Raw genomic sequence first — 25693 nt, forward strand, 5'->3', positions numbered from 1 at the left:
ACCGTCCCTGCATGTGACCAGGATGACGAAAACCTTGCGTTGAGCAAGGGCATTCATGCATACCGCGCGTGAAAATTTCTCGGCCGGAAGAATAGCTCAGGCCAAGGGGATGCCGGCGGAGGCGCCGAAGCGGCGCCTCCGTCACCAGCGCAATTGCGCGACCGCCCGCCGGCGAATGCACGGTGGGCGTGACGGGGCTTAGGGGCGCTCTACGCACATGGCGACGCCCATGCCGCCGCCGATGCACAACGTGGCGAGCCCCTTTTTGACGCCGCGGCGCTGCATCTCGAAGAGAAGCGTCGTCAAAACCCGCGCGCCGGAGGCGCCGACCGGATGGCCGATGGCGATGGCGCCGCCATTGACGTTGACGATCTCCGTGTTCCAGCCGAGATCCTTGTTGACCGCACAGGCCTGCGCGGCAAAGGCCTCGTTGGCTTCGATGAGCTCGAGGTCGTCGATGGTCCAGCCGGCCTTCTCAAGCGCCTTGCGGGAGGCGGGGATCGGTCCCGTGCCCATCACGGCCGGATCGACGCCCGCGGTGGCCCAGGAGACGATGCGGGCAAGCGGCTCGATGCCCCGCTTTTCCGCCATCTCGGCCGTCATGATGACGGCGGCTGCCGCGCCGTCGTTGATGCCCGAGGCATTGCCGGCGGTGACGGAGCCTTCCTTGTCGAAGGCGGGACGCAGGGCGGAGACCTTGTCGATCGTGGTGCCGGCGCGGATATATTCGTCGTCCTCGACCACCGTATCGCCCTTGCGGCCCTTCACGGTGACGGGGACGATCTCGTCCTTGAAGCGGCCGGCCTTCTGCGCGGCTTCGGCCTTGTTCTGCGAGGCGACGGCGAAACTGTCCTGCTGTTCGCGGGTGATCTGCCACTGACGGGCGACGTTCTCGGCCGTGACGCCCATATGGTAGCCGTTGAAGGCATCGAGGAGCCCGTCCTTCAGCATGGTGTCGACCATCTTGTAGTCGCCCATCTTCACGCCCTGCCGAAGATAGGCCGCATGCGGGGCCATCGACATGGATTCCTGGCCGCCGGCGACGATGATGTCGGCATCGCCCTGGGCGATCTGCTGCATGCCGAGCGCGACGGCGCGCAGGCCGGAGCCGCAGAGCTGATTGATCCCCCAGGCGGTCGTCTCTTTCGGGCAGCCGGCGGCCATGGCGGCCTGTCGGGCCGGGTTCTGGCCCTGGGCCGCGGTGAGGATCTGACCCAGGATGACTTCCGTCACGTCCTCCGGCGACACGCCGGCACGGTCCAGCGCGCCTTTGATGGCCACTGCGCCGAGATCGTGCGCCGGCACGTTCGCAAAGGCGCCGTTGAAGGATGCAACCGGGGTGCGTGCGGCACTCGCAATAACGATATTGGGCAAAAGCTCCTCCTCTTTCGGGCCTGTTCGTGGGGCGATGGTCGATCGCTAAGGCAAAAAAAGCAGCATTCGTCGGCCCGCCAAGACAAAGTTAAAGAGCGCGCCGGGCGGGGCTGTCAACGAGGGGTAGAGCCGGAGTTTTGCGCAAAAGGGTGGGGATTTCAGGCAAAGCGTGGCCTTCGCGCTGTTGGGCGCTGCAAAAAGAATTGGCAACGACTGCCTATTTCCCGTTATCCTGCCCTCATGAGGCGAATGAGTTCCAAAGCGGAAACCAGCACTGCATGAGCCAAGAGACCCCAACCGTTATCAAGAAATACGCCAATCGGCGTCTCTACCACACAGGCACCTCGACCTATGTGACGTTGGAAGATCTCGCCGAGATGGTGAAAGCCGGCGAAGATTTTACTGTCACAGATGCCAAGACCGGAGAGGACATTACACGCGGCGTCCTCGGCCAGATCATCTTCGAGCAGGAAAACAAGGGACAGCATCTTCTGCCGATCGCCTTTCTGCGTCAGCTGATCCGGTATTACGGCGACAGCATGCAGACCTTCCTGCCCACCTATCTCGAAACCTCGCTGTCGGCCTTCAGCCGCAATCAGGACAAGCTGCGCGACCAGATGAGCCGGGCGCTCAAGGGCGACGCTTTCGGTGCGATGGAGGAGCAGGCGCGGCGCAACATGGACATGTTCACCGAGGCGATGCGCATGTTCACGCCCTTCCCGCAGGCGGGTTCCGCTGCGGGCACGCGTTCGGCGCCGCGAACGGCGGAAGGTCAGGCGGAAGAGATCGAGGCTTTGCGCGAGCAGCTTCGCGAGATGCAGCGCACCATCGAGACGATCGCGAGCGAGCGCAAGCAATAGGAGTTTGTTGCGGCGCACGATTCTGCGCGGATCGGAATTGCGACTGCAGCCGGCTCTTCGAAGAACGCCCGACAAAATCAACCGGCGAAATCGTCTCGCCCACATCAGCGCGGGACGATCAAACTGGCGAGATCAGGCCGGCTTCTTTTCGATGAGGGGGAAGCCGGCTTTTGCCAGGCGCGCCTCTTCCTCTGTGGAGGCGGTGCCGGACACGAGGGCCTTCAGCCCCATCGCGGCGACAAGATCGGCCGTGCTCGTCCAGGCGCGATCTTCGGCCTCCGCCTCGTCCATGCGCAGTTGGGCCAGCTCAAGCTCGAGAAATTCGAGGCCCATCTGCCCTAAAGGCCGCGCATCCCAGAACCGGCCGTCGAAACGACGCACGGCGAGCTTCGCGCCCAAGGTGCGCACGCTCTCCACGAGATCTGCGGCCTCGTCGCCGCGGGCGAGCAGCGTGTCGAACGGTACCGCGATGATGAGACGGTCCGGGGCGCCCGATGTCTCGCGCAGGATGCGCTCCAGATTGGCGAGCCAGACTTCGTTTAAGAGCGCGCCGGTGGAGACGCCGAGGCAGAAACGCTGTTTGGGGGCGGCCGCGAGACGTTCGCGCGCCAGATAGAGAAGCCGCATGTCGACGAGTTGCGCGAAGCCCAATCCTTCGGCGCGGTCGACGGCCTTGCCGGCGGGGACGAGGTCTCCGTCCTCGTTCAAAAGATGCGGTGCGAGATGCAGAAAGACCGTCTTGCCGGTCTCAGCCTCGCGCACGGGGATCTGGGAGAGGATGAGGCGGCCTTCGCGCACAGTGCGCAAGAGCTCGTCGACATCGTCTTCACGGGCTTTCTGCGGCTCGCCCGCGCCGGGCTCGTCGACCCTATCGATGACGAGGTGGCCGCCGCCCGCCTTCTGGGCACGGACCAGCGCACGGCGCACGGCGTCGAGGCAATCGCGCATGCTGTCGGCTTCGGTGCCGGAGACGACGAGCGCGCCGACCGAGACGACCGGCACGACGACGCGGTCGCGCAGCGGGACGGTGACCGTCATCATCCGCTCGGCGATGCGCTGAACGGCCGTCTCCGCCTCCTGCGGGTCGATGCGGTTCAAGATGATGCCGATCTCGCCCTCGGTGAGCTCGCCGACCACGTCGGTGTCGCGCACGGTCTTTTCGATCGTGGTGGAGAATTCCTGCAGGATCGGATCGATGATCTGCGGCCCGTAGGTCTCGGCCGCCAGCTTCAGATTGTCGATCGAGACGACGGCGAGGATGAAGGGAACGGCGTAGTGCTGGGAGACGGCGAGCGTGTCTTCCAAAAGCCGCAGGAAATGCGCGCGTTCTTTGAAGAAGCGAGGCCTTTCGGCCTGTTGCGGATCGCCGGGGCCGGCCGGTTGCACGCGGACCGCGCCACGGGCGAGAACCGGTTCGCCCTCGTGATTGCCGTACCAGCGGCCGCGGTCGCGGACCCAGATTTTTCGCTTGTTGCCTTCATGGCCGACGCGCAGGGCGTAGGTGACTTCGTAAGGCACGCCGTCGCCGTAATCGACGGCGATCGCATGGCGCACCGCCTGGGTGCGGTTCATCAGGCTGTCGGGATCGACGAGGGTGTCGAAATCGCGGCCGTTTTCGATCTTGCGGAGATTGGGAATGCCGAGGGCACCGGCCGCATTGCTCGCCCAGCGCAGCTTATCGGTGGCGAGATCCCATTCGTAGACGGTTTCACCGATTTCGGTCAGGATCGCCTGTGCGGTCGCGCCGGCTGCGGGATGCTGAGACGCGGACGGGGCGGCCACCACCGGCGTCGTGTCCGGCACGTAGTCGCCACGCGAACCCGCGACATTCTTCGTGCTGCGTTTTGCCAATCCCGCCGGCCCTTTTCCCCGCGACCAGAGGCAATTGTGGCAGAGCCGGATAAATCGCCGGTTAAGAAGCGTCGCCGCATTCGTCTCCGTCGTCCCTCGGCATGAGGCGGAGGGTCGCAGGAGGTGGGATTTCTGCGGCGCCGACGGCCGGGAAAGGCTGGCCCGAACGCGAAAAGGCCGGCGCGAGGCCGGCCTTTACAAAACTTCCGAGCTTTGAGCCCGAAATCGAACCGTCAGACGGATGCCTTCGGCTCGAGGACCTGACGTCCGCGATACTTGCCGGACTTCAGGTCGATGTGATGCGGACGGCGAAGTTCGCCGGAATCCTTGTCTTCGACATAAGCGGGCTGCTTCAGCCCGTCTGCGGAACGCCGGAAGCCGCGCTTCATCGGCGTGGTTTTTCTTTTCGGAACAGCCATTTCAAGCTCCGTGAATGGATTTAGCGGGCAACGCCCATAGCCGGACGGCCCGCGACATGCAGGCTCGACGTTTGGCGGCCATATAACCCCTCGAAGGCGTTTTGGCCAGCGGTTCGATGAAAATAGCGCGCACCTACTTCGTCAGGCAGTCGATATGCGGTCCGGCCGCGGCGGCACGGCGGGCGAAAAGCCTGGCGAGATCGCGCGTCACCGGGCCGGGATTGGCCGGGTTGCGCACGTCCGGGGCGGGGAGGGTCGCGGCGAGACGCGCCCCTTCGGCCCGTGTGAGGTTCGCCGCAGGGCGGTTGAAATAATGCTGGGCCGCGGCCTCGGCGCCGTAGATGCCGCGATCCCATTCGACGACGTTCAGGTAGATTTCCAGAATCCGCCGCTTCGACAGGACGAGGTCGGCATAAAGCGCCAGCGGGAATTCCACCGCCTTGCGGACGTAAGAGCGGCTCGGCCACAAAAACAGGTTCTTGACCGTCTGCATGGTGATGGTGCTCGCACCACGCATTTCGCCGCCCTTCTGCGCTTCGCGCCAGGCAGCTCGCAATTCGCCGAGATCGATCCCGTGATGGCGGCAGAACTTTGCGTCCTCGGCCATCACCACCGCATTGACCAGGTTGGGGGAGATGTCGTCGAGGGTGACCCAGCTGCGTTCAATTGGCGCGCCGCCCAGGCGCTTGATCAGCATCAGTGTCGTCACCGGCGGGTTGACGATGGAATAGATCGGAATGAGAAGCAGCGGCAGTATAAGAACAAGGAGGAACGCCAGGACGAGACGGCGAAACCAAGATCGGCGCCGCTTGCGGGGGCGCTCCTCCTCCGGCTCGGGGCCGCGAGGTGCTGTCGCGTTGCTTTCTTCCGCCATTGCCTGCAACTGATCTCTCCGCCGTCCTCACCGTCCTGCTTGCTGCAAAATCATGACAATCACAACATCAGCAAATCCAAGCCGCTTTCTTCCGCTCCACACGGCGTTTGTCGAGCGCCTCAACGGCGCGCTCGACGCCGTGCTTCAGCCCGAGCGCCTCGATGCCGTCGGGACCGCGCCGGAGCGCCTGGTCGCCGCCATGCGCCATGCGCTTCTTGCCGGCGGCAAGCGGCTTCGCCCCTTCCTGCTTGCCGAAACGGCACGGCTCTTCGGCCGCGATGATGAATGTCTCAGGGCCGGCGCGGCGGTCGAATGCCTGCACACCTATTCGCTCATCCACGACGATCTGCCGGCGATGGACAATGACGACCTTCGTCGCGGTCTGCCGACGGTCCATCGCGCCTTCGACGAGGCGACGGCCATTCTCGCGGGCGACACGCTTCTGACGTTGTCGTTCCAGCTTCTCGCCGAGCCCGAGACGCATCCGGACGCCATGGTGCGGTCAGAACTCGTCTTGATGCTCGCGAAGGCGACCGGGGCGGGCGGCATGGCGGGCGGTCAGATGCTCGATCTCGCCGCCGAGCATGCGACCCTGACCGCCGATCAGGTGCGCAATCTGCAGGCCATGAAGACCGGGGCGCTCATTGCCGTCTCCTGCGAGATGGGGGCCTGCCTCGCCGGGGCGGGCGAGGAGGATCGCGCCGTGGCGCGCGATTTCGGGGCGGCGCTGGGCCTTGCCTTCCAGATCGCCGACGATCTCATCGACAAGCAATCGACGAGCGAGGAGGCCGGCAAGGCGACGGGCAAGGACGAGGCGGCCGGCAAGGCGACGCTCGTGCATCTTCTGGGCGCGGAGGAAGCCCGCCGGCTTCTCGACGCCACCATCGCCGAGGCGGAGACGATGATGGGCCGCTACGGCGAACGCGGCGAAACTCTCGTGGCGGCCGCCCGCTTCATCGCCCAGCGCAGCCACTGAGCCGCTTCTCGTTCGACGCCGGAGGCGGCCTCTTGCGGTCGCCCGGTGCGCTTCTGCACGCGCTTTGCCGGGAGCGTCCTCCGGACTTTGCGAAGAGCGTTTTTGTTGATCTTTTAATGGGGCGGTCGGTTCCGTAACCGCGGAGGCGGTCTATCTCTCTTGCCATCGGACATTTTGCGGCCGCATCGATCAGCTCGATGCCGGCCGCCAGCCATGGAGTTTCAGATGGACAAGCGGCTTTTGGGACGGACCGGCCTTGAGATTTCTCCCGTCGTCTTCGGCGGAAACGTTTTCGGCTGGACGGCCGACGAGGCGACGAGCTTCGATCTTCTCGACCGGATGGTCGATCTCGGCCTCAACACGATCGATACGGCGGATGTCTATTCGGCCTGGGTCGACGGCAATACGGGCGGGGAATCTGAAACGATCATCGGCAAATGGCTGAAGGCCGACCCGTCACGGCGCGACAAGGTCGTCATCTTCACCAAGGTCGGCTCGGAGATGGGCGAGGGCAAGAAGGGCCTGTCGGAGCGCTGGATCACGCAGGCGGTGGAGGATTCGCTCGCACGCCTCAACACCGATCATATCGACCTTTATTTCTCGCACTGGCCGGATGCCGACACGCCCTATGAGGAGACGCTCGGCGCTTATGACAAGCTTCTGAAGGCGGGCAAGATCCGCGCCGTCGGGGCCTCCAATCTCGACGCCGCGCAGCTCGGCGAGGCGCTGAAGGTGGCCGAAGACAAGGGCCTGCCGCGCTACGACGTGCTGCAGCCGGAATACAATCTCTACGACCGCTCGAAATTCGACGGGGCTTTGCGCGATCTCGTCATGCGCGAAGAGATCGGTGTCGTCACCTATTTCAGCCTCGCCTCCGGTTTCCTTTCCGGCAAATACCGCTCCAAAGAGGATCTCTCCAAAAGCAAGCGCGGCGCCGGCGTCGAAAAATATCTCGATGCACGCGGCATGCGCATTCTCGAGGCGCTCGACAAAGTGGGTGCAGCGCATGGTGCCAAGCCGGCCGAGGTGGCGCTCGCCTGGGTGATCGCGCGTGAGGGCGTGACGGCGCCGATCGCGAGCGCGACGAGCCGCGAGCAGCTGCAGAGCCTCGCCAAGGCAGCGGAGTTGCAGCTTTCGGCCGAGGATGTCCGCACGCTGGACGCGGCGAGCCGCTGAGGTCTGGGCTCTCTGCCCGGGGTTTGCCAGATGATCGGTATCAGAGGACCGATGGCGGTTCTCTGATCCTCAAAAGTTTCAGAGAGCCGCTTCAGGCGAGGATCGGCGGTTTGCCGCCGTGCTCGTCCTCGACATGGGCGCGCACGATGCCCGCGAAATCGCTCTCGGCCTCGAAGCCGTGGTCGCGGGCGCGGCGGGCCGCAATGTTCGCCGGCCAATTGTGAACGAAGCCTGCGATCGTCGGGTCCGGCTCCTTGCGGATGAGCGCCACGGCCTTGTCGCCGCCGATTTCCCGAAGCGCGGCGATTTCCTCGCCCACGCTGGCGCTGACGCCGGGCATGGCGAGCGCGCGGTGGCTTTCGAGCGCGTCCGTGTCCATCGTTGCGGCATGCAGGAAGAAGTTCACGGCCGAGCGCGGACTGGCGAAAAAGTGCCGAACGTCCTCGCCGACCGGAAGGACGGTCTCTTCACCCTTCAGCGGCTCGCGGATGATGGAGGAAAAGAAGCCGGAGGCGGCGCGGTTCGGTTTGCCGGGGCGCACGCAGATCGTCGGCAGGCGCAGGGAGATGCCGTCCAGGATCTCGCGACGACTGTAATCGCTGACGAGCAATTCGCCCATCGCCTTTGCCGTGCCGTAGCTCGTCAGCGGGCGCAGTTCGACATCGTCCGGGATCGGATCGGCGAAGGGCGGCCCGTAGACGGCGATCGACGAGGCGAAGACGACGCGGGGCGCATAATTGGCGCGGCGGACCGCCTCCAGAAGCGCCCGCGTGCCGTCGAGATTGATGCGATAGCCTTTGTCGAGGTCGGCCTCCGCCTCGCCCGAGACGACGGCCGCGAGATGGAAAATGACGTCGGGGCGCTCGGCCATGACATGCTCGATCAGGGCATGGTCCGTCATGTCCCCGACGACCGGAAAGATCGCGGTGTTTTCGGAGCCGTAGGTGTGCGGCTCGACGATGTCCTGCAGTGTGATCTTGGTCACCGGCCTGCCGCCGAGTGAACCCGTCGCAACCAGGTTCTCGGCAATCTTGCGCCCGATCATGCCGGCGGCGCCGGTGATGAGAATGTGCATGGCGGCTCCTTGTTTTTCTCGGCCGCCCGGGCGGGCGGCCTTCCTCACGCCGTCTTGCGGAAATCCTGAAGGCGGCGAAGTTGTTTCCCGTCTTCGTCAAAATTCTTCGGGTCGAGCCAGGAGGTGAGGGCGGCGCGGTGCGCCGGCCATTCGCTGTCGATGATGGAGAACCAGGCCGTGTCGCGGTTGCGGCCCTTCATCACGAGGTCCTGGCGGAAGATGCCCTCGAAGGTGAAGCCGAGCCTTTCGGCAGCGCTTCTGGAGGCGGCGTTTGCCGCGTCGCATTTCCATTCGAAGCGGCGATAGCGCAGATCGTCGAAGACGTGGCTTGCCATGAGCGCCATCGCCTCCGTCCCGCCTGCACTGTTCTGCAAAAGCGGCGAATAGGCGATGGAGCCGACCTCGGTCGAGCCATGGTCGGGGCGGTTGCGCATGTAACTCGCCATGCCGACGATCTTGCCGTCGGAGAGGCGGCGGATGACGAGCGTGCGCCAGCCGCCTTCGGTGATGGCTTCGGAGAAGACACGCTCCAGGATTTCGGCCGATGCGAAGGGGCCGATCGCCATATAGCGCCAGATGGCGGCATGCGCGGCGCCGCCGAGCGCGGAGAAGAGACCTTGGCGGTGTGCCGACCAGGTGAGCGGCTCGAGCCGAACGCGTCGACCCTCCAGCACCTTGTTGCCCGGAAGGGCGCGGGGAGACCAGGAAGTGAGATCAGTCATCATCGTCGAGAGAGTGTGAGAAAGCGCCGTCAAGGGTGGAGGATTTTGCCGCCCCGGAGAAGGCGAAGCGGCGGTGGGTGAGGGCATTGGCGGCGTCGAGAAAGGCCCCGAGCGCCACCTTATCGAGGCCGGAGCCGATCGAAACGCGGCGCACGCCGAGCCTTTCGAGGGCCGCGATGTCATCGGAGATGCCGCCGACGCCGCCCAGCACGTTGACGGGAACGGAGACGGCGCCGGCAATGGCTTCCACCTCCTCGCGCGTGGTGATGCCCGGCGCATAGACGGCGTCGGCGCCGGCAGCCTCGAAGGCGCGCAGACGCTTCACCGCTTCGTTGACGGGGTCGGCATGGCGGACGAGAAAAGTCTCGGTGCGGCCGGTCAGGACGAAATCGGGATTGGCCTTCGCGGCGGCCTCTTTGGCGGCTTCGAACCGGCGGAGCGCCTCGTCGAGCGGATAAAGCTCGCCTTCTTCCAGATCTTCGATCGAACAGCCGGCGAGACCGCAATCGATCGCCTGACGGATGGTTTCGCCAACCTCTTCCGGCGTGTCGCCGTAGCCCGATTCGAGATCGCCGTTGACCGGCAGAGAGGTCGCCGAAACGATCGATTTTGCATGGGCGAGCGCCTCCTGCCGGCTCACACGGCCGGCGGCATCCGGGCGCCCGAGCGACCAGGCGAGTGCGGCCGAAGAGGTGGCGAGCGCCTCAAAGCCGAGATCGGCGAGGAGCTTTGCCGTGCCCGCATCCCAGGGATTGGGCATGATGAAGAGCTTGTCGCGGGCGTGCAGAGCACGGAACGTGGCGGCTTTGTCGCTCATCGGGCCCCCTTGGGTCACATCGCGGCCAGGGGTACCATTTCCTCACCCGCGGCAGCAATGAGGTCCGTGTCGAATGTCGCGAGTGGCAGGCTGCGGCGCTGGGCGAGCTCGAGATAGGCCGCGTCATAGACGGTGAGCCGATGGCGCTCCGCAAGCGTCGTGCTCGCCGCCCAGGCCTCGTCGTCGCATTCTGGATCGATCTCGATCGGAAGGGCCGCAAGATTGGTTAGCGCTCGATCGCGGAATGCTGTGTCGATCCGCTGTCGACGTACGGCCGTCTGCAGGGCGTTCGCAATCTCGTAGCGCCACAGAGAGGGGACAACGGCCGCTTCGGCGGCGACGCGCTCAAGCAGCACGCGGGATATCTCGGTCTGTTCGTCCCTGAAGAACCAGGAGAGTGCAACTGAGCTGTCGAGGACGAGGCTCAACGTCGTCCTTCACTGACGAGATCTTGTATGTTCAATCCGTCGAGCGAGGCCTGCCTGCCCTGTTCCAGGATGTCGGCAACTGCGGCGCGGATTTGATCCCGGTTGGACGTGCCTGTTTCGCGGATGAGACGCGCAACCGGCCGGCCCTGCCGCGTGATGACGATTTCTTCGCCCTTCTCGACACGGTCCAGGAGGCTGCCAAGTGTATTCTTCGCCTCAAAAGTCCCAGTCTGTCGCATCAGACACCCAATCGGCTATGCCTGTTAGAATAAGCGTGGCGCATTGGTTCAACAAGACGGCGTGTCTATAAGTGCTCGTCCGTTTCACGCCAGCTGAAAGCGCGTTTCCATGACCCTCACGACCATTTCCGGCTTCGATCGCATCGGCGAAGAGAATGCCTTTGCCGTCCTGGCGCGGGCCGGAGCGCTCGCCGCTGAAGGCCGCGACATCGTCAATCTCGGCATCGGCCAGCCGGATTTCAAAACGCCCGAACATATCGTCGAGGCGGCGGTGAAGGCGCTCAAGGACGGGGCGCATGGCTATACGGATGCGACCGGCATCCTGCCGCTGCGCGAGGCGGTGGCGCGGCGCATGCTCGCCACCACCGGCGTCGAGGTCTCGCCAGGAAATGTGATGATCGTGCCGGGCGGCAAGGTGACGATGTTCGCCGCGATCCTGATGTTCGGCGAGCCGGGCGCCGACATCCTCTATCCCGATCCGGGTTTTCCGATCTATCGCTCGATGATCGAGTTCACCGGCGCGCGGCCGGTGGCGGTGCCGATCCGCGAAGAGAACGGCTTTGCCTTCTCCGCCGAGGAGACCTTGTCGCTGCTGACGCCTGAAACACGGCTCGTCATCTTGAATTCGCCGGCCAATCCGACCGGCGGCGTGACGCCGAAGGCGGAGATCGACAAGCTGGTGGCGGGGCTTGCCGAGCGGCCCGACATCGCCATTCTCTCCGACGAGATCTACGACCAGATGGTCTATGACGGCGAGCGTCACGTCTCGCTTCTCGCCTATCCGGAGATTGCCGACCGCCTCATTCTCCTCAATGGCTGGTCGAAGACCTGGGCGATGACCGGGTGGCGGATGGGCTGGTCGATCTGGCCGGATGCGCTTTACGACAAGGTGCGGAAGCTCGCCGTCAACGCCTGGTCCTGCGTCAACGCGCCGGCGCAATATGCCGGGATTGCCGCGATTGACGGGCCGCAGGATGCGGCAGACGAGATGATCGCCGCCTTCGATCGCCGGCGCGGCGTCGTCACCGAGCTTTTGAACGAGCTGCCGGGCGTCTCCTGCATCACGCCCAAAGGCGCGTTCTATGCCTTCCCGAATATTTCCAAGACGGGCTTCAAGGCGAAGCCGCTCGCCTCAGCACTTCTCGAAGAGGCGGGCGTCGCGCTGATCGGCGGCCCCGATTTCGGTGTGCACGGCGAAGGCTATGTGCGCGTCTCCTACGCCAATTCGGAGGAGAACATCCGCCGGGCGGTCGATCGGATCGGCGATTTTCTGACGGGCGCGAAGGCCCGCCAGGTCAGCGGGTGACGAGCTCCGGCCCCATCAGGATCGTCGGCAGGAAGGTCGAGATCCACGGCACGTAGGTCACGATCACCAGGAAGATCATCAAGATGCCGGTGAAGGGGAGCGCCGCCTTCACCACGCGCACGAGATTCATCCCCGTTATGCCGGAGGTCACGAAGAGGTTGAGCCCAATCGGCGGGGTGATCATGCCGATCTCCATGTTGACGATCATGATGATGCCGAGATGGATCGGATCGACGCCGAGCTGGATGGCGATCGGGAAGACCACGGGCGCCACGATCAGCAGCAGGCCCGACGGTTCCATGAACTGACCGCCGAGAAGAAGCAGCAGGTTGACCGCGATGAGGAAGGTGAACCAGTTGAAGCCGGCTCCCAGCATCCAGTCGGTGATCGTCTGCGGAATGCGTTCCGACGTCAGCACATGGGCGAAGAGGAGCGCGTTGACGATGATGAACATCAGCATGATCGTCGTCTTGCCGCTGTCGACGAGCACCTTGCGCGTGTCGCGATGGAAGCAGGCGGCCGGAAAGCCGAGGACGATGTCTTTGAGGCCACGGGCCCAGACCGGCAGGCTCGCCACCAGCGCCTTCGGTGCACTCGTCCCCTCGCGCCAGGCGAGGTAGGCGACGAGCGCCACCAGGGAGACGATGATCGCCAGCGTCTGGCGTGTCTGAAGCGTGGAATCCGGCACCAGGAAGAAGCCGAAGATCAGGATCGTGATGTAGAGCGTGAAGGCGTAGACGACGCCGAGGAAGCCGTTGCGTGCGGCGTGCCCGTCTTCCTCGCGCACCCATTTGCGGCCTTTCAGGGGGCCCATGTCGCGGTAGACGAAAAGCGCGACCAGGAAGGCGTAGACGGCGGCGACGGCTGCAGCCTCCGTCGGGGTGAAGGCACCGCCATAGATGCCGCCCAGGATGACGACGATCAGGAAGAGGCCTGCGGCCGCATCCTTGCCGGATGAGAGGATCTCGCCGAAGCCCGGAAAGGGCTGGGGCTGCAGTCCGCGGATGCGGGCGTTGATGTAGATGCCGACCATCAGCATGACGCCGGCGAGAAGACCCGGAATGACGCCGGCGAGGAACATGCGCCCGACCGAGACGTCGGTTGCCGCGGCATAGACCACCATGACGATCGAGGGCGGGATCAGAATGCCGAGGGTGCCGGCATTGGCGATGATGCCGGCGGCGAATTCCTTGGAATAGCCGGTCTGGCGCATGGCGGCGATGGCGATCGTGCCGATCGCCACCACGGTCGCGGGCGAGGAACCCGAGAGGGCGGCAAACAGCATGCAGGCGAGGACGGAGGCCATGGCGAGGCCGCCGCGCATATGGCCGACGGTCGCGACGGCGAAGCGGATGATGCGCTGCGCGACGCCCCCGGTCGACAGGAACGCCGATGCCAGGATGAAGAACGGGATGGCGAGGAGCGTGTAGTTCTGCGAGGCGGTGAAAAGCTGCAGCGCCACCGAGGACATGGAATCGGTGGAGAAGAAGGCGATGACGATGACGCTCGACAGGCCGAGCGCGATGGCGATCGGCACGCCCAGAAACAGAAGGGCGAGGACGAGCACAAAAAGGATCGAGGATTCCATATCGGCGCGGCTCTAGCGAGGATCGTGGGGGCGTCGGCCGTAGCCGTGCGGATGCGTGTGGGTCATGGAGCCCTCGAAGGGCTCTTCCTCGTCGTCATCGTCATCACCGAGGCTGCCTTCGTGCTCGGCGACGAGCTCTTCGGCTTCATGGGCGGCGACGATGAGTTCGCGGCGCCCGGCGACGATGGCGACCGTCGCCTGAAGAGACCGCAGGGCGAGAAGGAAGAGGCCGATCGGCAGCATGAGATAGGCGACCCAGCGCTGCACGCGCTCCGGCGCGCCAAACGTCTCCTGAGCCCAGACAGGATAGCGAAGATCGTCGAGGCCGAGGGGCAGATGGTAGAAACGTGTCCAATAGGCGATGGCGCCGCCCTTCGAATTGGCGCCCAGATATTGCAGCCAGTCGGAATAGAGCAGGATCACGGCATAGAGCAGCACCGTGAGGGCGCCGAAAATCGCCGCGACCTTGAACAAGGGGCGCGGCAGGGCCCGGATCATGACGTCGACGCCGAGATGCGCGCCGATCTTCACGCCATAGGCCATGCCGAAGAGGATGAGCCAGGCGAAGAGGATGCGGGTGAATTCAAGCGCGCCGGTCCAGCCGGAATGGAAAACGTAGCGGGCGACAACCTGGGTGAACTGGGTGAGCGTCATCGCCGCCAGGAGAAGCGCGATGAAGTTCTCTTCCAGGTGGGTGACAAAGCGCTTGGCCCTCGTGCGCATGGGCTTTCCCTCCGGGGCGGGCGGTCGTCTCAAACGACGTCCGGTGCCGGCCAGCATGCGCGGGCCGGGCGAAAGTCTGCGCCCCGGCGATGCGGGGCGCAGAGCGGCTCAGATCAGCTGTTGCCGGCTGCGACGGCGGCGTCGATCACGTCCTGACCGACATCGTCGCGGAACTGATCCCAGACCGGCTTCATGGCGTCGACCCAGGCCTGACGCTCTTCAGGCGTCAGCTCGCGCACGGTGCCGCCCGCGTCGATGATCTTCTGCTTGGCCTCTTCGTTGATCTCCTCGGCGCGCGCATTGTACTCCTCGCTCACCTCCTTGAAGATCGACAGGAACTGGTCGCGCACGTCCGGCTCGAGGCCGTCGAGCCATTCCGTCGACGTGACCGCCAGATAGGTCAGGAGCTGGTGGTTCGTTTCGGTGATGCCGTCCTGCACCTCGAAGAACTTCTGGGTGTAGATGTTGGACCAGGAATTCTCCTGACCGTCGACGACACCCGTCTGCAGCGCGCCATAGACTTCCGAGAAGGCGAGCTTCTGGGCATTGGCGCCGAGCGCCTCGATCATCGCCTCGGCGACGTCGGAGGTCTGGATGCGGAATTTCAGGCCCTTGGCGTCTTCCGGCTTCATCAGCGGCTTGTTGGCCGAGAACTGCTTCAGACCGTTGTAGATGTAGCCGAGGCCGACGAAGCCCTTGTCCTCGATCGCGTGGAGAAGCTTCTCGCCTTCCTCGCTGTTGGAGAACTTGTTCACCGCATCCATGTTGGGGAACAGGAACGGGAAGTCCCAGATGCGGTATTTCGTGGTGTAGGCCTCGAACTTCGCCAGCGACGGCGCGGCGAGCTGCACGTCGCCGAGAAGCAGCGCTTCCATCACCTTGTCGTCGTCGAAAAGCTGGGAGTTCGGGAAGACCTGCATGCAGGCCGTGCCGTCCATCTCCTTGTTGACGCGCTCGGCGAGCGCGGCCGCCATTTCGCCTTTCGGGTGACCTTGGGCGGCGACGACATGGCTGAACTTGATGACCATTTCGCCATCGTCGCAGCCATCCTGCGCGAATGCCGGGCTGGCAGCCGCCAGCATTGCTACTGCGGCGAGACCGCCGAGGAGCTTATTCATTGGAGTTCCTCCCTGAACTTCTGACTTTTGAAGACAAGCGCAAGAGCAAGGCCCGGCGCAAGTCTCCTGCTGCCGGGCCGTTACGTTGCCCCAGCCCTTATACGATTGGCTCTTGTGGATTGGCTAGACCAATTGTCCTAGCCACAAAGTCGAAGACGCGCTCAGAAATGAAACGCTTTCAGGCATTAAGGCAGAAACAGGAGAGGGCGTTGCCGGTGGTCTGAGGCGCGCCCGATATACGTTTGCGGGGCGCCAAAAGCACTTGTGGGCCTTGAGGATTGACCTCAAGACCCACTTTTGTGCCTGCGACAGTTGGTCTGTGTAGCGCGTTAAAGCACGCGACTTCCGAGATAGGGGAAGGGGCGCTTCGGCTCATCGGCATGGGGCCGTGCGCCCTTGGGCAGCGTCGGGAAGCTCTCCCCGGCACGGGCCCGTTTCGGCTCCACCGCATTCGGCCTCTTGCCGGAGGCGGTCGGCGCGGAGCGCACCTGCACCTTCTTGTCGGCGCGTTCTTCAAGAGCCTGCAGGATGGCGTCGCACCACGCCTGGGCCGTGCCCTTGCTGATGCGGTCGAACATCGCCTGCCAGCGCTCCTTGCGCTCTTCGCGCGACATGTTGAGCGCCTGCTGCAGGGCCCGGGCAAGGGAGGCCGTGTCGTACGGATTGACGATCAGCGACTCGGGCATCTCCTTCACCGCGCCGGCAAAGCGCGACAGGACGAGAACGCCCGGATCCTCGGGGTTCTGGGCCGCGACATATTCCTTGGCGACGAGGTTCATGCCGTCGCGCAAGGGGGTGACGAGGCCGACGCGGCTCGCCCGATAGATGCCGGCGAGCGCCCGCCGCGTGAAGCCGCGCGTCATGATGCGGATCGGCACCCAATCGAGCGCCGAGAAGGCGCCGTTGATGTGGCCGGCGAGCTCTTCAAGCTCGCTCCTGAGGTCGGAATAGGCTTCGAGATCGGAACGCGACAGCGGCGCGACCTGCATGAGGCTGACGCGTCCGCGGTTTTCCGGATAATCCTGGAGAAGCCGCTCGAAGCCGCGGAAGCGTTCCGGAATGCCCTTGGAATAATCGAGACGGTCGACGCCGATGATCTGGTGGCGGTCGCGCAGGAGCACCTTCAATTGCGCTTCATGTTCCTGGGCTTCGTCGCTGACGGCGAACTCCGCGAAACTCTGCGTGTCGATGCCGATCGGGAAGGTGGAGGCGCGGAAGGTGCGGCCATAGGCTTCCAGTTCGTCATTGGGGAGTTCGCGCCCGCCGAGTTCTTCGACGACATAGCGGGCGAAATTCCGGCGATCGGAATCCGTCTGGAAGCCGATCACGTCATAGGCGGTGAGGGAGCGCACGATGCTCTGCGAGTTCGGCAGAGCGGTCATGATCTCCGGGCTCGGGAAGGGCACGTGCAGGAAGAAAGCGAGAGGGCCGGTGAAGCCCGATTCCCGCAGGCGTTCGCCCAGAACGATGTAGTGGTAATCGTGGACCCAGACCATGTCGCCCGGCTGAAGCTGCGGCGTCAGGCGGGCCGCCATGCGCTCGTTCACACGCCGGTAGGCGTTTTCATAGCGCTGATCGAAATTTGCGAGATCAAGGCGGTAATGGAGGAGCGGCCACAAAGTCTGGTTGGCATAGCCGCCGTAAAATTCTTCCGCGTCTTCGGCGGTGAGGTCGATGGTGGCAAGGCGTACCTTGTCGTGGTCTTCGATCTTGAGCGGGCCGAAGGTGCCCTCGTCGCTCTTTTCACCCGACCAACCGAACCAGATGCCGCCGCGCGTGCGCAGCGCATCTCCCAGACCCACGGCCAAACCGCCAGCTTTGCCGCCGTCATGCAACGGACCGACCCGATTCGACACGACTACGAGACGTCTCATGAGCCTGCTTTCGCCTCCGTCATTGTGCGTTTCGTCACTATCTTCATGTTTTCCGCAGAACCCCCGAACTGCTTCTTAAGTTCCTTTGGTCACCCACTTTTCATTGGTGAGCGACGGCGTCGAGCCAGCGGTGAACCGCGGCGACGTCGTCGAGGCGATATTTCGCTGCCGTCTCTCCCGAACCGACCTTGATGCCGAAGCCTCCGGCCGATGCGACCCATTCGAAGCCGTCCTCGTCAGTGGTGTCATCCCCGATGAAAACCGCTTTCCGGCCGGAGAAGGGATCACGCTGCATCAACTTTTCGATGGCCTTGCCCTTGTCGACGCCCGACGGGCGGATTTCGACGATCGCATGGCCCTTGACGAGCCGCAGATCCGAACAGCCCGCCACCGCCTCCTCGCCGAGCCTCTCGGCGCGGCCCGCCTCTTCCGGCGCGGTGCGGTAATGGACGACGAGCGCCGTCTCCTTGTCTTCGATGCGGAGCTTGTCGCCCGGCCCGATCGCGGCCTGAAGCCGTCTGCGCGCCGTGGCGAGATCGTCAGGCGGCGGGGCGGTGACGATTTCGCCGCCGGCGGTGTAACGCACTTCCTGGCCGTGCACGCCGGCCGCCGGAAAGGCGAGCGGGGAAAGAAAACGGTCGATTGAGGATAGGGCCCGCCCGCTGATGAGGGCGACGGCGCCGCCCTGGCGTTCTTCCAATGCGCTCAGGCGCTCAAGCGTGCCAGGCTCCAGAGTAATCCCGTCGGGATCGTCTGCAAAACCGACGAGGGTGCCGTCGAAATCGAGGAAGAGAGCGTGGAGGGTCTTGTCGAGAAAGGGTGGTTTCGAAAGATCGCCCATGGCCAATGGGTAGCGTGTTTGCGCAACTGCGTCAAATTTGGTTGCGCTGCAGCAAGGGATCGACTGCGCATCGGCCATGAAAAAACCCGCGGCCAGGACGGCCGCGGGTCGATTTCTTGAGCCGGTCTTAAAACCGGCAAGTAGTTGTCGCCAAAGGGCTTATTCGGCGCCCTTAGTTTTTTTCCTCGGCGTTGCGCTTCTTCAGCGCGGCACCCAGGATGTCGCCAAGCGAAGCGCCGGAATCGGTCGAGCCGTACTGGGCCACCGCTTCCTTCTCTTCGGCGATCTCCAGCGCCTTGATCGACAGCGCGATGCGACGCGCCTTCTTGTCGATGTTGGTGACGCGGGCATCGACCTTCTCGCCGGCGGCAAAGCGCTCGGGGCGCTGCTCGGACCGGTCACGCGCCAGTTCGGCGCGGCGGATGAAGGCGGTCATCTCGGTATCGGCGATCTTCACCTCGATACCGGAATCCTTCACCTCGACGATCTCGCCGGTGACGATGGCGCCCTTGCGGATGCCCTCGACGGCCTCGGCGAACGGATCGCCCTCGACCTGCTTGATGCCGAGCGAGATGCGCTCCTTGTCGACGTCGACTTCCAGGACGACGGCCTTGACCATCTCGCCCTTCTTGTACTCCTCCATCGCCTCTTCGCCCTGGCGGTCCCAAGAGAGGTCGGAGAGGTGCACCATGCCGTCGACGTCGTTGTCGAGGCCGAGGAACAGGCCGAACTCGGTCTTGTTCTTAACTTCGCCTTCGACGAGCGTGCCAACCGGATGGTTGTCGGCGAACTCTTCCCAAGGATTGCCCATGGCCTGCTTGAGGCCGAGCGAGATGCGACGCTTCTGAGGATCGACCTCGAGCACCATCACCTCGACCTCCTGAGAGGTGGAGACGATCTTGCCCGGATGGACGTTCTTCTTGGTCCAGCTCATCTCGGAGACGTGGATCAGGCCTTCGATGCCCGGCTCCAGCTCCACGAAGGCGCCGTAATCGGTGATGTTGGTGACGCGGCCGGTGAACTTGGCGTTGACCGGATACTTCACCTCGATGCCTTCCCAGGGATCCGCCTCAAGCTGCTTCATGCCGAGCGAAATACGGAAGGTCTCCGGGTTGATGCGGATGATCTGCACCTTCACCGTCTCGCCGATCGCCAGGATCTCGGAGGGGTGATTGACGCGCCGCCATGCCATGTCGGTGACATGCAGGAGGCCGTCGATGCCGCCGAGATCGACGAAGGCACCGTATTCGGTGATGTTCTTGACCACGCCGTCGACGACCTGGCCTTCCTTCAGCTTGGCAACGAGCTCGGAGCGCTGCTCGGCGAGCGTGTCCTCAAGCACGGACCGGCGGGAGACGACGATGTTGCCGCGACGCTTGTCCATCTTCAGGATGCGGAAGGGCTGCGGCGTCTGCATCAGCGGGCCGACATCCTTCACCGGGCGCACATCGACCTGCGAGCGCGGCAGGAACGCCACGGCGCCGTCGAGATCGACGGTGAAACCGCCCTTCACCTGGTTGAAAATGGTGCCCTGAACGGTGTCGTTCTTCTCGAAGCTCTCTTCAAGACGGACCCAGCTCTCCTCGCGACGCGCCTTTTCGCGCGACAGCATGGCCTCGCCGAGCGCGTTTTCCACGCGCTCCAGATAGACCTCGACCCGGTCGCCCGGCTTCAACTCGCCGTCGCGGCCACGCACACCGAATTCCTTCAGCGGCACCCGGCCTTCGACTTTCAGGCCGACATCGATAACGGCCATGTCCTTTTCGATGGCGACCACAGTCCCATCGACAACCGTGCCTTCCTGGACATCGGCGTCGGCAAAGGATTGTTCGAGTAGGGCCGCAAAATCTTCACGGCTCGGCTGCGGGGCAGCCTGTTGCATACTGGCCATTCATGCTCCTGTTAGGGCCCGCGTCTTCGGGCGGCTCGCGGCTCGCCTGCGGGTCACAGCGCCATCGGTTCGTGTTGCTCTGGCCGTCTCTTCCCCCGCATCGAAGCGGTTGGCGCATCGGGACGAAACGGCGCGGTTCCCCCACGCGCCGTCTTCACGATCTCCAGATAGCCCTAAAGGCACACCCTCAAGAAGGGCATGCCTCGCTGCGGGCCGAAACGGCTCGATCAATAATCGCGACAGCTGCGCGGAATGCCGCTTCTATAGTCATTGCGCTGGTATCGATCAAGTGGGCGTCGTCTGCGGGACGCAGCGGCGAATCGGCTCGCTGCATGTCGCGCGCGTCGCGCCGCTTCAGATCTTCAAGCACGGCTTCGTAGTCGACATCCTGGCCGCGGCCGCGCAGTTCGTCCGTGCGGCGGCGGGCCCGTTCCTCGGGCTTTGCCGTCACGAAAAGCTTGGCTGCGGCATCGGGGCAGACGACCGTGCCGATGTCGCGTCCGTCGAGGACGGCGCCGGGCAGCTCGGCCGCGAAGTGCCGCTGGCGGTCGACGAGGGCGCGGCGGAGCTCGCCCATGACGGCGATCTTCGAGGCCGCCTCGCCGATATCGTGCGCGGCAAGGCGGTCGCGCTCCATCGTCGAAAGATCGAGCCGGGACGCTGCAGCGACGGCCGCGGCGACATCCGGCTCGTCCTCGCCCGAGGCCAGAAGCTCGGCCGCCACGGCGCGGTAGGTGAGGCCCGTGTCGAGATGGCGCAGGCCGTAATGCGCGGCGAGCCGGCGCGCGAGCGTTCCCTTGCCGGAGGCGGCGGGGCCGTCGATGGCGATGATGAGAGGCGTGCTCATGAGAGGGCCGGCTCCTGATCCTTGAGGTCGGCGCCGAGCTTTCGCAAAGTCTCCTCGAAATTCGGGAAGCTCGTCGCGATCATGTTGGCGTCGTCGACGGTCACCGGCTTGTCGGCCACGAGGCCCAGAACGAGGAAGCTCATGGCGATGCGGTGATCGAGATGGGTGGTGACGGTGGCGCCGCCCGGAACCGCTCCCCCGGTGACGGCGAGGCTCGCCTCGCCCTCTTCGCAGGTGACGCCGTTTGCCGCGAGGCCGGCGGCGACGGCGGCGAGGCGATCGGATTCCTTGACGCGCAATTCCTCAAGCCCGTGCATGACGGTCGTTCCTTCGGCGCAGGCGGCGGCGATGGCGAGGATCGGATATTCGTCGATCATCGAGGGCGCGCGTTCGGCCGGGACCGTGACGCCTTTGAGGCGCGAGGTGCGGGCGCGCACGTCGCCCAGGCGCTCGCCCCCGGTCTCGCGCTCGTTCTCGATCGACAGATCGGCACCCATGTCCCGAAGCACCTGCAAGAGGCCGGTGCGGCGCTCGTTGAGGAGAACGCCTTCCACGACGATATCGGAATCGGGGCAGATGAGGCCGGCGACGATCAAAAAGGCGGCGGAGCTCGGATCCGACGGGACTTCGATCGGCTGCGGCTTGAGCTCGGGCAGTCCTTGAAGGCGGATCACCGCTTCGCCCGAGGCCGTCGTCTTCACCTCGATATCGGCGCCAAAGCCTTTGAGCATCTTTTCGGTGTGGTCGCGCGTCGGCACCGGTTCGATCACCGTCGTGGTGCCGGCGATGTTGAGGCCGGCGAGAAGGACGGCCGATTTCACCTGCGCCGACGGGACGGGAACGCGGTACTCGATCGGCGCCATCGGGGAGGCGCCTTTGAGCGTCAAAGGCAGACGGTCGCCGGAGCGGGCGATCACCTCGACGCCCATTTCGCGCAACGGATCGAGGATGCGGCCCATCGGCCGGCGCGACAAAGAGGCGTCGCCGATGAAGGTGGTCGCGAAGGGATGGGCGCCGGCAAGCGCCATGGTGAGGCGCGCACCGGTGCCGGCATTGCCGAAGTCGAGCGCCATCTCGGGCTCCAGAAAGCCGCCGGTGCCGAGGCCGTGGACGCTCCATTCGCCGCTCGAATGCCGCTCGACCTTGGCGCCGAAGCTGCGCATCGCCGCGGCCGTGGCGAGAACATCGGCCGCTTCCAGCAGGCCCGTGATCCTGGTCTCGCCGAGAGCGAGCGCGCCGAACATCAACGAGCGGTGCGAGATCGACTTGTCGCCCGGCACCGTGACGCGGCCCGAAAGGTTGGAGGAGGCGCGTGCCGTCGACGGGCGTGGAACGGCTTCCGACATGGGCGATGTCCTCATATGATGCTGCGACAAGGTGGTCTCGCGGATGCTTTCCGGAGCGCGTTCGGGGCATGCCCCGGCGCCCTCCCGTTAGCATCCTCCCCGGCGGGGGTCATCCCCGCGGGCGCCCCGCGCGAGACAGATGCACAGAGAAGGCGTTTGACAGGGGCAGCACCGGCCGGTAGTGGGACCGCGATTTTCTGACATTCGAGGATTAGCCGACGTGGCCAAGCCAGAACTTGGAACCAAACGCGTTTGCCAGGAATGCGGCACCAAGTATTACGACCTCAATCGTGATCCTATTGTGTGCCCGCATTGCGGTACCGTCTATGAGCTGTCCGCCCGCGAAAAGGCGGCAGAAGCGGCCGCGGCCGAGCAGGAGGAAGAGGTCGAGGACGTCGTCGAAGCGGAAGACGATGAGGAGGATGAGGACGTGGATGTCGTCTCCCTCGAAGAGGCCGAGGACGAGGAAGAAGGCGAGACGAGCGATTCGAAGTCTTCCGACGACGACGACAGCGATGACGACGACGTTCCGGAGATCGACGACGACGGGTTGGAGATCGACAACGACGACGACGATGACGCCTTCCTCGACGACGACGAAGACGAGGATGAGGACGTCTCCGACATCCTCGGTGACGTCGACGAAGACGAGGAGCGCTGAGGCGCTGCAAAATTCGCGTTTTTCGGGACTTGCAAAACGGCAAAGTCGCGCATAGTTTCCGCCCGCTTCGGTCGGAGGGCATTCGCTCCCCGGCCGAACAAGGTTCCCGCCTCCAAGGCGGCAGCCTGAAGGCCGATCTCCTCGATTGATCGGTCGTTCCCAAAGAATGGGGCCGTAGCTCAGTTGGGAGAGCGCGTGAATGGCATTCACGAGGTCAGGGGTTCGATTCCCCTCGGCTCCACCATTTTTCGATGTGATTCTCTTTTAAGCGCTTCATCGCCTCCGCTCCTGCCGCATCGGCCGCGCGGACAGTATCTGTGAGAATCCCCCCGAGCGTTCTCGGGCATATCGATGGCGGGCCTCGTCGTTTTTCGCCCGCTTGATGTCGACAGGACAGGAGCCGCTTCGACATGGACAAAAATCTCGCCGTTTTCGCCCTTCCGATCTCGCTGCGAGAAGTGTCTTTCCATGTCCGTGTTTCTCACCCTTTCCGATCTTTCCTGGTCCACGCCTGACGGCGCGCCGCTTTTCAGCGATGTTCATCTGAGATTTGGCCGCGAGCGCGTCGGCCTCGTCGGGCGCAACGGCATCGGCAAGACGACCCTTCTACGGCTCATTGCCGGCGAACTGCGTCCCACAACGGGTCATATCGACGTCCATGGCACGATCGGTTTGATGGGCCAGGAGATGGCGGTCGCGGGCGGCGGGACGATCGCGGACTTTTTCGGTGCGGGCGCGGCCTTGGATCTGATCGATCGCGCCGAGGCCGGCCTTGCCGGCGTCGACGAGCTTGGTCACGCCGATTGGACGATTTCGGAGCGCATCCGGGCGGCACTCTCCCGCTGCGGTCTCGACGCCGATCCGCGCACGCCGCTTGCGGCGCTCTCAGGAGGCGAGCGGACGCGTGTCGCCCTTGCCGCTCTGATCTTCGAGGCGCCCGATTTCCTGCTTCTCGACGAGCCGACGAACAATCTCGACCGTGCGGGGCGGCAGGCGGTGATCGAGCTCATCCGCGGATGGGGGAGCGGCGCCATCATCGTCAGCCACGACCGCGAGCTTCTCGAAGAGACGGATGCGATCGTGGAGCTGTCGCAGCTCGGAGCGGTGCGCTACGGCGGCAATTACAGCGCCTTCAGGGAGCAGAAGGCCGCGGAATCTGAGGCCGCCGAGCGCGAGCTGGCGGATGCGGAGAAAACTCTCGCCGAAGCGCGGCGACGGGCGCAGCAGGCGGCGGAGCGCAAGGCGCGCACGGACAGCCGGGGACGAAAGGCCCGCGCCAGGAGAGACCAGCCCAAAATTCTGATGGATGCGGCAAAGGAGCGGGCCGAGGCGACAGGCGGGGCACATGCGCGTCTGCGCGATGCACGGCTTCACGCTGCGAAAGACGCGCTTGCCGAGGCGCGGGCGTCTGTCGAGATCCTGCGGCCCTTGTCGATGGAGCTCGCCCCGACCGGTCTGCCCCGCGGCAAGACCGCCTTGCGGGTCGATGCGGTGACGGGCGGGTATGAGCGGGCGACGCCGGTCATTCGCGATTTCTCCCTGACGATCACCGGGCCTGAGCGTGTCGCCATCGCCGGGCCGAACGGCTGTGGCAAAACCACGCTGATCAAATTGATCACCGGGCGGCTCGAACCGCTAAGCGGTCATGTCGATCTTTGCGTGCCGTTTGCGTTTCTCGACCAGCATGTGAGCCTGCTGCGTCCAGACCTCTCGTTGCGGGAGAATTTCCGCCGCCTGAACCCGGAGGCGGACGAGAACCAATGTCGCGCGGCCCTGGCGCGGTTTCGCTTTCGGGCGGAAGATGCCCTGCAGGAGGCGGGGAGCCTGAGCGGGGGCGAGCGCCTGCGCGCCGGTCTCGCCTGCACCATCGGCCAGGCCGAGCCGCCCGGCCTTCTCGTTCTGGACGAGCCGACGAACCACCTCGATTTCGATGCGCTTCAAGCTCTCGAGAGCGCGCTCGAGGCCTATGACGGCGCGCTCCTCGTCGTCAGCCACGACACCGCATTCCTTGCACGCCTCGGCCTCGACCGGGTGGTGGCGCTCGGCGGAGGCTGAGCGATCGCGCGGGGTGCGGCGCCGACAAAATTCGAAGAGAAGGAGAGAGTTTTGGCCGACCATATGTACGTGGTGACCGGTGGCCCCGGCTCGGGAAAAACCGCGCTCATCGAAGCTCTCGCGGCGGCGGGGCTGCGCACCATGCCGGAGGCGGGACGCGCGATCATCCAGGATCAGGTTCAAATCGGCGGATCCGCTCTGCCCTGGGCGGATCGGGCCGCCTTTGCCGAGCTCATGCTCTCCTGGGAATTGCGCTCCCACCGCGAGGCGCGTCCCATCGCCGGCCCGCTGGTGATGGATCGCGGCGTGCCGGACGTGATGGGCTATCTGCGGCTTTGCGGCCTTGCCGTTCCCGTCCATGTGCGCAAGGCGGCCGAGCTCTACCGATACAACCCGCGGGTTTTTCTCGCGCCCTGGTGGCCTGAGATCTTCGCGCAGGATGCGGAGCGCAAGCAGGACGCCGCAGAAGCGCAGGAAACCGGCGCGGTGATGGAGAGAACCTATTTGGAGCTCGGCTACGAGGTCGTGCACCTGCCTTACGCCAGCATCAAGGACCGCGCGGCCTTCGTGCTCGAGCGCGTGGCGGCGTGACGGCGGCGGCGTGACGGTGGCGGATTTTCGCAAGCGCGCCG

At 64.7% G+C, this 25693-nt stretch carries 24 protein-coding genes and 1 tRNA gene; 8 read left to right on the plus strand and 17 right to left on the minus strand.

Translation table 11 applies throughout. The features are described from left to right. Positions 1-198: 198 nt before the first annotated feature. Entirely contained in the window at positions 199-1374 is a 1176-nt protein-coding gene (locus ACK8CP_RS16980) for an acetyl-CoA C-acetyltransferase (RefSeq protein WP_414832589.1), read from the minus strand. A 278-nt stretch (positions 1375-1652) separates the two neighbouring features. On the opposite strand from ACK8CP_RS16980, the gene phaR reads away from it, so the two are divergent. Further along, positions 1653-2234, plus strand: a complete 582-nt coding sequence (phaR, locus tag ACK8CP_RS16985; protein ID WP_128290730.1) for a polyhydroxyalkanoate synthesis repressor PhaR — start codon at positions 1653-1655, stop codon at positions 2232-2234. Between the two features lie 132 nt (positions 2235-2366). Here phaR and ACK8CP_RS16990 read toward each other — a convergent pair whose 3' ends face one another. From ACK8CP_RS16990 to mtgA, 3 genes are all read right to left on the minus strand, one after another. Next, complete coding sequence (locus ACK8CP_RS16990; protein WP_414832590.1) at positions 2367-4085, minus strand: GGDEF domain-containing protein; 1719 nt, start codon at positions 4083-4085, stop codon at positions 2367-2369. Positions 4086-4318: 233 nt separating this feature from the next. Continuing rightward, the gene (gene rpmF / locus ACK8CP_RS16995; protein WP_128290732.1) at positions 4319-4504 is read right to left on the minus strand and encodes a 50S ribosomal protein L32; all 186 of its coding nucleotides are present in this window, start codon (positions 4502-4504) and stop codon (positions 4319-4321) included. A gap of 133 nt (positions 4505-4637) precedes the next feature. Next, positions 4638-5378 carry a monofunctional biosynthetic peptidoglycan transglycosylase gene (gene mtgA / locus ACK8CP_RS17000; RefSeq protein ID WP_414832591.1) on the minus strand — a complete coding sequence of 247 codons (741 nt, stop codon included), beginning with the start codon at positions 5376-5378 and terminating at the stop codon, positions 4638-4640. Between the two features lie 52 nt (positions 5379-5430). Here mtgA and ACK8CP_RS17005 point away from each other — a divergent pair, with 52 nt between their 5' ends. Continuing rightward, positions 5431-6354, plus strand: coding sequence for a polyprenyl synthetase family protein (locus ACK8CP_RS17005; RefSeq protein ID WP_414832592.1), 924 nt, complete (start codon positions 5431-5433; stop codon positions 6352-6354). Between the two features lie 225 nt (positions 6355-6579). Then, positions 6580-7530, plus strand: coding sequence for an aldo/keto reductase (locus tag ACK8CP_RS17010; protein WP_414832593.1), 951 nt, complete (start codon positions 6580-6582; stop codon positions 7528-7530). Positions 7531-7621: 91 nt separating this feature from the next. Here ACK8CP_RS17010 and denD read toward each other — a convergent pair whose 3' ends face one another. From denD to ACK8CP_RS17035, 5 genes are read right to left on the minus strand one after another with little or no spacing between them, the layout of a single operon-like run. Next, positions 7622-8605, minus strand: coding sequence for a D-erythronate dehydrogenase (gene denD / locus ACK8CP_RS17015; protein WP_414832594.1), 984 nt, complete (start codon positions 8603-8605; stop codon positions 7622-7624). 44 nt (positions 8606-8649) lie between these two features. Beyond that, complete coding sequence (locus ACK8CP_RS17020) at positions 8650-9327, minus strand: GNAT family N-acetyltransferase (protein WP_414832595.1); 678 nt, start codon at positions 9325-9327, stop codon at positions 8650-8652. Continuing rightward, the gene (locus tag ACK8CP_RS17025) at positions 9320-10144 is read right to left on the minus strand and encodes an isocitrate lyase/PEP mutase family protein (RefSeq protein ID WP_414832596.1); all 825 of its coding nucleotides are present in this window, start codon (positions 10142-10144) and stop codon (positions 9320-9322) included. The genes ACK8CP_RS17020 and ACK8CP_RS17025 overlap by 8 nt, the downstream gene beginning before the upstream one ends. Before the next feature lie 14 nt (positions 10145-10158). Next, entirely contained in the window at positions 10159-10572 is a 414-nt protein-coding gene (locus tag ACK8CP_RS17030; protein WP_414832597.1) for a type II toxin-antitoxin system VapC family toxin, read from the minus strand. Continuing rightward, complete coding sequence (locus ACK8CP_RS17035; protein ID WP_414832598.1) at positions 10569-10811, minus strand: type II toxin-antitoxin system Phd/YefM family antitoxin; 243 nt, start codon at positions 10809-10811, stop codon at positions 10569-10571. The genes ACK8CP_RS17030 and ACK8CP_RS17035 overlap by 4 nt, the downstream gene beginning before the upstream one ends. 109 nt (positions 10812-10920) lie before the next feature. Between ACK8CP_RS17035 and ACK8CP_RS17040 the strand changes: the two genes are divergently transcribed. After that, the gene (locus ACK8CP_RS17040; RefSeq protein WP_414832599.1) at positions 10921-12117 is read left to right on the plus strand and encodes a pyridoxal phosphate-dependent aminotransferase; all 1197 of its coding nucleotides are present in this window, start codon (positions 10921-10923) and stop codon (positions 12115-12117) included. Here ACK8CP_RS17040 and ACK8CP_RS17045 read toward each other — a convergent pair. From ACK8CP_RS17045 to aroA, 8 genes are all read right to left on the minus strand, one after another. Next, the gene (locus tag ACK8CP_RS17045) at positions 12107-13705 is read right to left on the minus strand and encodes a TRAP transporter large permease (RefSeq protein ID WP_234630323.1); all 1599 of its coding nucleotides are present in this window, start codon (positions 13703-13705) and stop codon (positions 12107-12109) included. The genes ACK8CP_RS17040 and ACK8CP_RS17045 overlap by 11 nt on opposite strands. Positions 13706-13717: 12 nt before the next feature. Beyond that, on the minus strand, positions 13718-14428 hold the full coding sequence (locus ACK8CP_RS17050; RefSeq protein WP_414832600.1) for a TRAP transporter small permease: 711 nt from the start codon (positions 14426-14428) through the stop codon (positions 13718-13720). Between the two features lie 113 nt (positions 14429-14541). Next, complete coding sequence (locus ACK8CP_RS17055) at positions 14542-15546, minus strand: DctP family TRAP transporter solute-binding subunit (RefSeq protein ID WP_414832601.1); 1005 nt, start codon at positions 15544-15546, stop codon at positions 14542-14544. Positions 15547-15875: 329 nt separating this feature from the next. Continuing rightward, on the minus strand, positions 15876-17420 hold the full coding sequence (locus tag ACK8CP_RS17060) for an alpha,alpha-trehalose-phosphate synthase (UDP-forming) (RefSeq protein WP_234630326.1): 1545 nt from the start codon (positions 17418-17420) through the stop codon (positions 15876-15878). Positions 17421-17520: 100 nt separating this feature from the next. Beyond that, complete coding sequence (gene otsB / locus ACK8CP_RS17065; protein WP_414832602.1) at positions 17521-18261, minus strand: trehalose-phosphatase; 741 nt, start codon at positions 18259-18261, stop codon at positions 17521-17523. Between the two features lie 172 nt (positions 18262-18433). Then, positions 18434-20152, minus strand: a complete 1719-nt coding sequence (gene rpsA, locus ACK8CP_RS17070) for a 30S ribosomal protein S1 (protein ID WP_409977007.1) — start codon at positions 20150-20152, stop codon at positions 18434-18436. Positions 20153-20339: 187 nt separating this feature from the next. Then, positions 20340-20999: a (d)CMP kinase gene (gene cmk, locus ACK8CP_RS17075; RefSeq protein WP_234629278.1), complete on the minus strand. Its 660-nt coding sequence runs from the start codon at positions 20997-20999 to the stop codon at positions 20340-20342. Next, positions 20996-22345, minus strand: a complete 1350-nt coding sequence (gene aroA / locus ACK8CP_RS17080; RefSeq protein WP_414832603.1) for a 3-phosphoshikimate 1-carboxyvinyltransferase — start codon at positions 22343-22345, stop codon at positions 20996-20998. Before aroA ends, cmk begins: the two co-directional genes overlap by 4 nt. Before the next feature lie 220 nt (positions 22346-22565). Between aroA and ACK8CP_RS17085 the strand changes: the two genes are divergently transcribed. The 4 genes from ACK8CP_RS17085 to ACK8CP_RS17100 all read left to right on the plus strand — a co-directional run bounded on the left by ACK8CP_RS17085 (position 22566) and on the right by ACK8CP_RS17100 (position 25652). Further along, on the plus strand, positions 22566-23006 hold the full coding sequence (locus ACK8CP_RS17085; protein ID WP_234629276.1) for a TIGR02300 family protein: 441 nt from the start codon (positions 22566-22568) through the stop codon (positions 23004-23006). Positions 23007-23174: 168 nt separating this feature from the next. Then, a tRNA-Ala gene (locus tag ACK8CP_RS17090) sits at positions 23175-23250 on the plus strand. 224 nt (positions 23251-23474) lie between these two features. Next, the gene (locus ACK8CP_RS17095) at positions 23475-25061 is read left to right on the plus strand and encodes an ABC-F family ATP-binding cassette domain-containing protein (protein WP_414832604.1); all 1587 of its coding nucleotides are present in this window, start codon (positions 23475-23477) and stop codon (positions 25059-25061) included. Positions 25062-25124: 63 nt separating this feature from the next. Continuing rightward, positions 25125-25652, plus strand: coding sequence for an AAA family ATPase (locus ACK8CP_RS17100; RefSeq protein WP_414834289.1), 528 nt, complete (start codon positions 25125-25127; stop codon positions 25650-25652). Positions 25653-25693: the final 41 nt, after the last annotated feature.

The organism is Afifella sp. YEN Y35 (assembly GCF_047553465.1).
GTDB lineage: Bacteria > Pseudomonadota > Alphaproteobacteria > Rhizobiales > Afifellaceae > Afifella > Afifella aestuarii.